Below are 11,072 nucleotides of genomic sequence, written 5' to 3'. Positions count from 1 at the left end.
CTCATTATTCTAAACACCCCCGATCAAAAGATCGGGGGTGTTTTTTTATGGCTGGATTTTAGCTTTTATTCATCGACTTTTTGCTAATGACTAATCTGTGTTCAATAGTAAAATGCTATACTAATAACTTAACGTGTCATTCTTACTGATGTCATATGCAGCAGTTTCTCCTTCAAGCCTTTCTGTTCATATGGCTCAGCCTGATCCATAGCCAGCTTTATGCGATTACAGAGCTTCATTTCACTCAACAGCAGAATATGAATCTGGATGGGGAGTGGGATTTTTATCCGAATCAGTTAATTGATCCGATTTCTCATAAAACAGTCTTTTTAGATCACAATAAAAATCAGAATACTGTAGAAAAGGTTCAGTTACCCAATTCATTCCAGACCATCACAGGGCATAAAGACGGGATCGGGACTTTCCAGAAAACTTTCCGTCTGCCTGAATCTGTACTTTCTCATGCCATTTATATGTATGTGCCATACCAGTATGGTGCTTACCGAATGTATGTGGATGATCATCTGCTGATTAATGCTGGACAGGTTGGGAAAGAAGGGCAACATCAGACTATGATGGCGCCTAAACTGGCTTCCTTTTTTCCGTCACAACGTGATGTCACTATTACCATTCAGGCCTCAAGTTACCAGCATATTCGTGGTGGATTGGAAAATAGTATTCTGATTGGTTTTCCGCGCCCGATTCTGCACAAGTTTTATCAGCAGGTCATTCCATTAAGTGTGGTCAGCGGCGTTCTGCTGATGATTGGCAGCTTTATGGTGTTCTTTGCCATGTTCCGCAGTATTCGCACCAAAGCGGGCAATATTCTGTTGTTTTTGGGCCTGTTTATCCTGTGCTTGAGTGTGCGTAGCTTTTTTGCGGTACCGTTTATTTATACCCTGTTTACCGATATTTCCTGGGTCTGGGGGACACGCTTTGAATATCTGCTGACCGAACTGGCCTGCCTGTTCTTCCTGATCTATATTTATTTATTACCTTATCGCCTGCTTAATCCGTATTTATTAAAGATTACCGCAGCGATTATTACTGTAAATGTAGCAGTGACCCTGTTTGCACAGCCGTACACCTTTCAGAGCTTCTTTTTTCAAAGCTTTAGTATCGCGCTTCTGGTTTTTATCAATTTGCTGTTTGCAGCCTATCGCATGCACAAATCTAATGTGAAGTATTCCAAGGTCAATTCCATTGCGGTGTTGCTGGTTTGTCTGACCTTCCTGCATGACTATCTGCTGGCACTCAAGCTGATTGATTCGGTGGAAATCGCTTTTTATACCTCTTGTTTGTATTTCATTCTGATTACTTTCCAGCTCAGTCGTGATTATGCGGTGCAAAGTATTAATACCGAGGTGCTGAACCAGAAACTGATCCGCTGGAATAAGGAACTAGATCAGAAAGTACAGGAGCGTACCCGGGATATTAGCCTGCTCAACCAGAAACTGGCGGAGCAGGTACGTCTGGATTCTCTTACCGGTGCTTATAACCGTTTTGCCCTAAATGAGCAGATCCAGCAACAATACGAGCAGGCGGGTGCAACACAACGTTCGCTGGCCTTTTTTATGATCGATGTGGACTATTTTAAAAACTACAACGATTACTATGGCCATCTGAAAGGTGATTATGTTCTAAAAACTATTGTGCAGACTATTCAGCAGATTCTGCCGGAAAATGGCTTTCTGGCACGTTATGGCGGGGAAGAATTTGCGGTGTTATTGCCAGAAATTAGCTATCAACAGGCCAAAACTTTTGCCGATCGGTTGTGTCAGGCGATTCGTGAACTGAACATGGAACACGCCAATCGTGATGACAACCGAACCTGGATTAGTATAAGTGTCGGGGCTGCTGTGATGGATGCCGAGCATATCTATCACAATGTGGACCGTCTAATGAAGACTGCAGACCAGCAATTGTATGAAGCGAAGGTTGAGCGCGATAGCGCCTGTATCAAATGATGGAAATAGCACAGGAATAATTCTATATCTGGGCTGGATTTAGTTAAATCTGTTAACGATTTCTTAACCTTTTTATGCTTTTAGCGTGCCCCTGAAATGCTACATTGTGGTTAATCCATTTTAATAAGTACGCAGAATAACAATGAATCAGGTCCATCTCGCAGCACTGTTATTTCTAGGTTTTATTCCTTATAGTCTAGGCTGTCATGCACAAGATAATACTTCTTCAGAACAAGGTAAGAGCCAGGAACAGGCTAATTCAGAGACATCAACCTCGAATACTGCCCAAGCCCAGCAGGCCTATAAGGTCAACAATATTGCCCAGTTTAATGAACCATGGGCAATCACCTCTTTAAAGGATGGCCGTTTGCTGATTACTGAACGTCGTGGCCGGTTGTATTTATTTGGTCCAAACACCAACAAAAAGACTGAAATTAAGGGTATTCCAAAAGTTGCCTATGGTGGTCAGGGTGGCTTGGGGGATGTGACTTTGCATCCTGATTTTGAACGTAATCAATGGGTCTATCTGAGCTATGCTGAGCAGGGACGAGGTGGCTATGGCGCTGTGGTGGTTCGTGGCAAACTGGATTTAACCAAGAACACACCACAACTCACTCAGATCAAAAAAATCTGGACGCAGGTACCGAAGTTTTCTTCCGGGCAGGGCCATTATGGACACCGGATTATCTTTGGCTCAGACGGCAAACTGTGGATCAGTTCGGGTGAGCGCCAGCAGTTTAACCCTGCTCAAGACATGAAATCTAATGCTGGCAAGATTATCCGCCTGAATGATGATGGTTCGGTTCCATCCGATAATCCATTTATGAATCAGGGCGAGATTGCCAAACAGATCTGGAGTTTGGGACACCGTAATCCTTTAGGTCTGGCTTTTGATCCACAAGGGCAGCTCTGGGTGATTGAGATGGGACCGAAAGGCGGGGATGAGCTGAATAAAGTGCTGAAAGGCAAAAACTATGGCTATCCGATCGTATCTAATGGCGATCATTATGATGGTAAACCAATTCCCGATCATAGTTCCCGTCCGGAGTTTGAAGCACCGGCTATCGACTGGACACCAGTGATCTCACCATCCTCCTTGATGTTCTACACGGGTAAAGTATTTCCACAATGGCAGAATAAGGCGATTGCTACAGGGCTGTCCTCTAAAGCCATCATGATCGTGGATACCACGCAACAACCAGTGAAAGAAGTGCAGCGTCTGGATATGAAAGCCCGGATTCGTGGGGCAATTCAGGCACAGGATGGTGGGATCTGGGTGATTGAAGATGGTCCACAGGCAAGACTGTTAAAGCTAACTGCACCCTGAGGTACTGGCTGTGAAATAAGGTCGGGAAGCGTCCTCTTTTCAATGATGCAGACCTGAAAAAGAAAAAAGCCCGAACATCCTGTCCGGGCTTTTTCCAGATTCATTCTAAAGGTATAACTCCTGTCATACCGGTCAGCTTCCTGCTGCATTTATTGTTTTTTATTCTTCAAGACTTCCTGTCCTGTATGTCTGTACTATACGTGCAGGTTAGTAGTCAGCATAGCCTCAATTCTCCCCAATCTATGTGCGCTACAGCGTACAGTAGTGCTGAATTTTGCAGCAAGGCAGTGGGATGACTCAGCTTGGTAAAAACTGATAAAGTAAAAGGCCCCGACATCCTGTCGAGGCCTTTTGAGTGTGCTATGACGATCTGACTCCTGTCGGATCTAACAACTTCCTGTTGAGATGCGCTTTTTCTTGTTCTTGTATCGCGGGTGGACATCCTGTCCGGCTATGGCTCTAATATAGCCCGCTTGCCTGTCACCCCATAGCCGTTATCTCTGCTTCCCGTGTAGGTTAAAACTGACGTGGCTGTCGGATTTTATTTAGGCACTGACATACTGAATCAGCTTGTCGATCACAGCGCGTAAGGTTTTATTGTCAAACTCATTGCCTTCAAAGGTGTAGTCCTTGTTACGGTTAAAGATGTCACGAATTTCGACAATGGCATTGGTATCGATCATGCCGAGCTGGGTACCGACCTGTCGGATCTGGTCGATGGAACGCGAGCCATTGGTGGCGCCATAACCCACATAAGCTGCTGGTTTGCCCTGCCATTCCTTGCCCAGATAATCCAGGGCATTTTTCAGGGCCGGGCTATAGCCATGGTTGTATTCTGGACTGACAAAGATAAAAGCATCGGCCAGCGCGATAAAATCGGCCCATTCCTGCTGTTTCGGCTGGTTATAAATTCCGGTGAGTGGTGGATGTGCCCCAGCAAAAATAGGCAGATTCCATTCTTTCAGATCGACAATTTCGGCCTCTACTGTACTGAAGTGATAGGTTTTCATCTGCTTAAAGATCCAGTCAGCCACTTTAATCGCGGTACGTCCCTCACGCACACTGCCTACTATGATGTAAATTTTCATCTTATTATCCTGTTCTAATTCACTAATTTTAAATTAATCAGAATTTTGCGGAGTGAATAGAGAGGATTTGTATCAGGCATGAAAAAAGCGCCCGAAGGCGCTTTTTGATTTGCATTGATTTACATCAACTGCACACCTTGCTGACCAGCAGGGGTGACCTTGAAGATTTCTACTTCAAAAGTAATGTTTTTGCCCGCCAGTGGATGGTTAAAGTCCACTTCGGTGATGTCATCATTTACCGATTTCACCACGCCATACAGGCTTTGTTTGGCCTTGTCTTCAAACTCGATCATGTGGCCTTCGACTGGACGTTCAGCAAATTTAACCGTGTCAAATTTCTGTATGTTTTCAGGGTTCCATGGACCGAATGCTTCTTCTGGAGGAAGGCTAACGGTACGGCGGTCACCGGCACGCAGACCAAACAGGGCTTTTTCAAAGCCAGGTAGCAGGCTGCCATCACCCATCACCAGACTGACCGGTTCAGGACGGCTACGGGTGTTGTCAATTTCAACACCATTTTCAATAGCGACAGAGAAATGAAGGTCGACTTTAGAGCCGGCTTCGATACGAGTTTCCTCGTTAGGATTAATAAAATCAGTCATTTTTCGCCTGTAAACGTTGAATTCGGTGTTTTTCCAGGAAAAACGTATCAATCAGCAGCAGAATAGTGCCAAGGGTAATGGCACTGTCTGCCAGGTTAAAGGCAGGGAAGTGGCTGTCCTGATAATAGACGTGAATAAAGTCGACTACATAGCCGAGCGTCACGCGGTCAATCAGGTTACCAACAGCGCCACCCAGAATCAGGGCAACAGCCAAAGGCAGGACTTTCATGTTCTTTGGCATACGCATTAGCCAGAACACGAAAATCACCGACACCAGACCTGCCAGTGAGGTAAAGAAATAACGTTGCCATCCACCAGCATCGGACAAGAAACTAAAGGCTGCGCCATAGTTATGCAGTAATGTCCAATTTAAAAAGGGCAGGACCGGTACTGGGTCTGCATAATTCAGACTAGTACTGGCAATCCATTTGGTCCATTGATCCAGAATAATTGAAACAATAGTCAGACCTATCCACCACAAATTGTGGGGATAGAACTGAAACAAGCCCTTTTTCTGCTGTGAATTAGGCATATTTTCTCTCTTCGCCTTGGCCTGTAGGCAAGTTGATGATACAGCGACCACACAAGCCTGGGTGTGATGCATGGGTGTTTACATCAGGCAGCACGTGCCAGCAGCGTACGCATTTTTCGCCGTCTGCAGCAGAGACTTTCACGTTCAGGCCTTCCAGATCAGAGGCTTCACCTTGTGCCGCATCAAAGCCATTTACGATCACTTGAGAAGTAATCAGGACGAAACGCAGCTCATTGCCTAACTTGTCGAGTACAGCTTTCAGCTCGTCATTGGCCCAAAGCTCAACTTTAGCTGACAGATTAGAACCGACAGTTTTAGCGGTACGTGCTGCTTCAATAAACTTGTTCACCGCAGATTTTACTGAAATCAGGGTTTGCCATTCAGCCTCAGTCAGGATATTCGCTTCAGAAGCCAATGGAATGTCATACCATTCCGCAGTGAATACGTATTTCTCTGACTGTTCAGGAATCAGTGGCCAAGCTTCCTGTGCAGTGAAGCTCAGGATTGGCGCCATCCAGCGAACAAATGCCTGTACCAGATGATACAACGCAGTTTGTGCAGAACGACGGGCTTGAGAATCCGCTTTGGTGGTGTACTGACGGTCTTTGATGATGTCGAGGTAGAAACCACCGAGGTCATTGATACAGAAGTTAGTCAGCGCGCTGGTGACGATATGGAAGTTCATATCTTCGTAGGCTTTCTTGATGATGTCCTGAACTTCATTGGCACGCTGCAGGATGTATTGATCCAGTGCAATCAGTTGATCCACTGGTAATGCATCAGTCGATGGTTTAAAGCCATTCAGGTTAGCCAGCAGGAAGCGTAGGGTGTTACGGATACGACGGTAACCATCTGATGCACGGCTGAAGATTTCCTTACCGGCAGTCATTTCATAACGGTAGTCTGAAGAGGCAATCCAGAAACGTAGACCGTCCGCTCCCATATCTTTGATAATGTCTTGTGGCGTGATCACGTTACCGATCGACTTCGACATCTTGCGGCCTTTTTCATCCACCACGAAGCCGTGAGTCAGCAGGCCTTTGTATGGCGCACGTTCGTTGATGGCCATAGATGTCAGCAGTGAAGACTGGAACCAGCCACGGTGTTGATCCGAACCTTCCAGGTACAGGTCTGCTGGATCTTGCAGCTCTTCACGTTCACGCAGTACCGCGTAGTGTGTTGTACCAGAGTCGAACCATACGTCCAGAGTATCGCGAACCGCATTGTATTGCTCAGCATCATCACCAATGAAGTCTTTGGCTTCACGGTTATACCAGCCATCAATGCCTTCTTTCTCGATCAGTTTTGCAACTTCTTCGATCAGTTCAGGGGTACGTGGGTGCAGCTCGTTGGTATCTTTATGTACGAAGAATGGGATTGGCACGCCCCAAGTACGTTGACGTGAGATACACCAGTCTGGACGGCCTTCGATCATGGCCTGGATACGGTTTTTACCCCAATCTGGTACGAAGCTGATCTCATTTTCGATCGCATTCAATGCACCTTGGCGTAGACCTTTATTGTCCATGCTAATGAACCATTGTGGTGTCGCACGGAAGATAATTGGAGTCTTGTGACGCCAGCAATGTGGGTAGCTATGTTTGATTGGCTTATGCGCCCATAGCTTATTGGCTTCACCCAATGCTGCAATAATTTTTGGATTGGCTTTGTAGATGTGTTCGCCTGGGAAGATCGGTGAAGTTGGTAAATACACACCATTTCCACCAACAGGATTATCCACTTTCAGGTTGTATTGCAGACCTACTTTATAGTCGTCTACACCGTGGCCCGGTGCTGTATGTACTGCACCAGTACCGCTAGTTGCGATGACGTGTTCGCCTAGAATTACAGGCACTTGACGATCTGCAATTAAAGGATGCTGCAGCACCAGATTTTCAAGTTTAGCTCCGGCAAATTCAGCAATCACTTCAACACTGTTGAATCCATAACGTTCAGTTGCAGATTCAACCAGATCTTTGGCTAGGATAAAGTTTTGATCCGCTTTTTCCTCACCGCGTGCTTTCACCAGCTGGTATTCAATTTCAGCGTGCAGGGCAACGGCCTGGTTGGCAGGCAATGTCCAAGGTGTCGTGGTCCAAATCACGATATCAGTTGAATCTTTAACTTCAACGCCCAGACGTGCAGATAAATCAGCTAGGTCAACGACAGAGAAACCAACGTCGATCGCGTCTGATTTTTTGTCTTCGTATTCAACTTCTGCTTCAGCCAGAGATGAACCACAGTCCAGACACCAGTTGACTGGTTTCAGGCCTGGCTCGATATGACCCGCTTTGGCAATCGCACCTAGGGCACGAACGATGTCTGCTTCCTGCTTGTAGTTCATGGTCAGGTAAGGGTTGTCCCAGTCACCGAACACGCCCATACGCACGAAGTCTTTTTTCTGTAATTCGACTTGGGTATACGCATATTCTCGGCAGTGTTTACGGAACGTTGCCGCATCTACTTTCACGCCGACTTTACCGACTTTTTCTTCGACTTTCAGTTCGATTGGAAGACCGTGACAATCCCAGCCTGGAACGTAAGGCGCATCATAGCCGTCCATCACACGGCTTTTAATGATGATGTCTTTCAGAACCTTGTTTACCGCATGGCCAAGGTGAATCTGACCGTTGGCATATGGAGGGCCGTCATGAAGTACATATTTTTTCTTGCCAATACGCGACGCACGAATCTGCTGATAAATGTTGTCGGCATACCACTCTTCTAACCATTTCACTTCACGTACTGCCAGATTTGCCTTCATTGCAAAGTCAGTACCTGGGAGGTTCAGCGTGGCTTTGTAATCCACTGCATTTTCAGGAGTTTGCTTATCGCTCATGCAAGTTGTCTTCCAATTCAATCTGTCATTTGACAGACACGTTTTACAATAAAAATACGGGGTATTAAAAGGGAAATTTGGGATGATTTCGACGAAACTCAAGCAGTTTCTCGACATCGTCATCAATTCCGGCTTTTAAGGCTTCTAGCGAAGGATAATTCTTTTCGCCATGTAAATAGTTTAAGAATGTCACCCGCATTAACAGGCCATACAGATTAGCAGAAACCTCGGGGAAATGTACTTCTAATCGCCATTCCGGATGTTCCTGCTGGATAGCCGGTCGGGTACCGACATGACCGGCACCAAACAGGCCGGTTGGGTCATAGCCAGCGATGCCTTTTTTACTTGGATCGCTGGTCTGGACTTTCGCTTTTAAGGATTCGGTTTCACAGACCACTTCCACGCCGTAGATGCCGTGCAGACAAGGCCTGTGACGATTCAGGCGCACATTAATGGTCGGGAAATCAATGGTACGGCCAATCTGATCACCATATTGCACTCGGCCGGTAATGCTATAAGGACGGCCCAACAGTTTCGCAGCCATAGCAAGATCACCGGCTTGCAGGGTCTGACGGATTCGGGTCGAGCTGACACGTTCGCCGTCCAGTGCCACGGTTTCCAGATTCGTGACCTGAAAACCGTAGTTACGCAGGAATTCGCTATTGCCCTGACGATGTTTGCCAAAGTGGAAATCATCGCCTAAGACCAGATGCTCAGCATTCAGCTTGGATTTTAAAATGTCAGCAAACTGTTCTGCACTCAGGTTACGGAAACTTTCATCAAACTTGGCCACGGCAATATAGTCCACGCCAAGTTCAGTTAAATATTCAACTTTTTCACGTAATGAAGTAATCCGTGGAGGTGCTTCATAACCTTTGAAATATTCCAGCGGTTGCGGTTCAAAGATCATCACTACACTTTTTAGCTGTTGCTGTTCAGCCACGGCTTTGAGCTGCTTGATCATCATCTGGTGACCTAAATGCACGCCGTCAAAATTACCAATGGTCACCACCGTTTTTGGCAATTCTGTATGGGAGCTTAAGGCATTTAGACGGAGCAGCTTCATGGGCGAATCAAGTGCTTGGAAATGTGAAAGGCTATATATTGCCATAATCTTTCCGTTTCGTCTTGTTGTTGTGTTTTTATGCAAAATTCTTTTGCCGGAAAATTTTCGGTGAAGTACTGATCTGTCTAATTGAAATAAAAATTACACAATTTTTCTTATTTCTTGTGGGAATAAAAGTGATCCATGCGACAGGGGAAGAAATCAATTTTTATTTGCAGGCTTACTGGGTTTATCTTTTAATAAGCCGGTGATTTTAAATTGAAGTGAAAACCTGATGTCCGACCATGCGCTGATTATGGCATTGCCCAATGAATCCAAAGGCTTATTTGAAGAAGCGGGTATAGAGGTGCATTACAGTGGCATTGGCAAGGTCAATGCAGCCTTCAAGGCGTTTGAAGTGATCCAAAAAACCGGTTGCAAGACTTTATTGAACCTGGGCACCGCCGGCAGTTCGCATTTTGATGCGCATGCACTGGTGGAAGTGAGCCAGTTTGTGCAGCGCGATATGGATGTATCACCGCTGGGTTTTGAAGTGGGCGTGACTCCGATGGATCAGCATTTCCCGGGTGCGATTGAATTGGAGCCTTACTTTGATCATTTGCCCAAGGGTATTTGTGGAACCGGGGATAGCTTCGAAACAGGACAACCGAAAGTGCCCTGTCAACTGGTCGACATGGAAGGCTATGCACTGGCCAAGGTATGCAAGAAACTCGGCATACGCCTGATTTCTGTGAAATACATTACCGATGGTGCCAATGACACAGCACATCTCGACTGGGAGGAAAACTTATTGTTAGGCGCTCAAAAACTATTGTTTTTATATCAGATGTTAAAATAATTCTAAGGTCAATAATCGGGTTGGCGACCATAATCACTATGGTCGTATGCCAAGCAAAACTTATGCGTTTTGTTCAGGACGAGGCAGGATACCATAAAGCATCATATGCACCGTATGTTGGATCACACGCTGTTGCATGCTGCGGTTACGCAGGGTTTTACCGGTGACCATTTCCATTTGGGTGGCGAAGTCCGCGTAGTTCTGTGTCACTGCCCAGATGTTCAGGATCAGCAGTTCAGGGTCGATGTCTTTAGAGATCTTGCCCTGTTCCTGCCAGTTACTGATCACTTTAGCTTTACGCTTCACCAGTTTTTTCAGTGGGCCTTTCAGGATGTCCAGAATATGCGGTGCCCCTTGAATGACTTCTAAGGCAAACAGACGCGATGCTTTCGGCTGGGTACGCGACACTTCAATTTTCTGCATCAGATAGTTGGTGATCGCTTCTGCTGGTTCCAGATCGGCTTCCAGGGTTTGCAGGGGTGCTAGCCATTTCTGTAGTACAGTGGTCAACACTTCGACATACAGTGCTTCTTTATTTTCGTAGTAATAGAAAATATTGGACTTATGCATTTCAGCAATTTGTGCGATCTCGTCCAGACTTGCCCCACTAAAGCCATACAGGGAAAAAACATCTAGGGCGGCGTTCAGCAGCTGGTTACGTTTTTGAGTACTCTTTTTTTGTTCCATCAGTAATATAAAAACAATTAAAAAGGGGGAATATTCAATTGTACGGCAAATCATCAGATTTGTGCATAACCTGAGTTCGATATAAAAAAAGAGTAGAAAAAAAGCCCTGTTTTTGTAACATATTGG

The 11,072-nt window shown here is 45.7% G+C and carries 9 protein-coding genes; 3 read left to right on the top strand and 6 right to left on the bottom strand.

What is annotated here, in order from left to right:
* Window positions 1–155: 155 nt before the first annotated feature.
* The gene (locus tag GW12_RS02080) at window positions 156–1,967 is read left to right on the top strand and encodes a GGDEF domain-containing protein (protein ID WP_052127867.1); all 1,812 of its coding nucleotides are present in this window, start codon (window positions 156–158) and stop codon (window positions 1,965–1,967) included.
* 142 nt (window positions 1,968–2,109) lie between these two features.
* Complete coding sequence (locus tag GW12_RS02075; protein ID WP_034582787.1) at window positions 2,110–3,294, top strand: PQQ-dependent sugar dehydrogenase; 1,185 nt, start codon at window positions 2,110–2,112, stop codon at window positions 3,292–3,294.
* Between the two features lie 545 nt (window positions 3,295–3,839).
* Here GW12_RS02075 and GW12_RS02070 read toward each other — a convergent pair.
* From GW12_RS02070 to ribF, 5 genes are all read right to left on the bottom strand, one after another.
* Window positions 3,840–4,382, bottom strand: a complete 543-nt coding sequence (locus GW12_RS02070) for an NADPH-dependent FMN reductase (RefSeq protein WP_034582784.1) — start codon at window positions 4,380–4,382, stop codon at window positions 3,840–3,842.
* A gap of 119 nt (window positions 4,383–4,501) precedes the next feature.
* Window positions 4,502–4,984 (bottom strand): peptidylprolyl isomerase, encoded by a 483-nt coding sequence (locus GW12_RS02065; protein WP_034582781.1) that lies wholly within the window; start codon window positions 4,982–4,984, stop codon window positions 4,502–4,504.
* Window positions 4,977–5,516, bottom strand: coding sequence for a signal peptidase II (lspA, locus tag GW12_RS02060; protein WP_034582779.1), 540 nt, complete (start codon window positions 5,514–5,516; stop codon window positions 4,977–4,979). Before lspA ends, GW12_RS02065 begins: the two co-directional genes overlap by 8 nt.
* Window positions 5,509–8,355 (bottom strand): isoleucine--tRNA ligase, encoded by a 2,847-nt coding sequence (ileS, locus tag GW12_RS02055; RefSeq protein WP_034582776.1) that lies wholly within the window; start codon window positions 8,353–8,355, stop codon window positions 5,509–5,511. Before ileS ends, lspA begins: the two co-directional genes overlap by 8 nt.
* A 64-nt stretch (window positions 8,356–8,419) precedes the next feature.
* Window positions 8,420–9,421: a bifunctional riboflavin kinase/FAD synthetase gene (gene ribF / locus GW12_RS02050; protein WP_034582773.1), complete on the bottom strand. Its 1,002-nt coding sequence runs from the start codon at window positions 9,419–9,421 to the stop codon at window positions 8,420–8,422.
* A 271-nt stretch (window positions 9,422–9,692) separates the two neighbouring features.
* Between ribF and GW12_RS02045 the strand changes: the two genes are divergently transcribed.
* Window positions 9,693–10,259 carry a 5'-nucleosidase gene (locus GW12_RS02045; protein ID WP_171077649.1) on the top strand — a complete coding sequence of 189 codons (567 nt, stop codon included), beginning with the start codon at window positions 9,693–9,695 and terminating at the stop codon, window positions 10,257–10,259.
* A gap of 60 nt (window positions 10,260–10,319) precedes the next feature.
* Here the strand turns inward: GW12_RS02045 and GW12_RS02040 are convergent, their stop codons facing one another.
* Window positions 10,320–10,955, bottom strand: a complete 636-nt coding sequence (locus GW12_RS02040; RefSeq protein ID WP_171077648.1) for a TetR/AcrR family transcriptional regulator — start codon at window positions 10,953–10,955, stop codon at window positions 10,320–10,322.
* Window positions 10,956–11,072 lie beyond the last annotated feature (117 nt).

It is taken from the genome of Acinetobacter sp. HR7 (genome assembly GCF_000773685.1).
Lineage (GTDB): Bacteria > Pseudomonadota > Gammaproteobacteria > Pseudomonadales > Moraxellaceae > Acinetobacter > Acinetobacter thermotolerans.
Note: the sequence above shows the minus strand (reverse complement) of the source record. Positions and strands in the feature narration are given on the sequence as shown.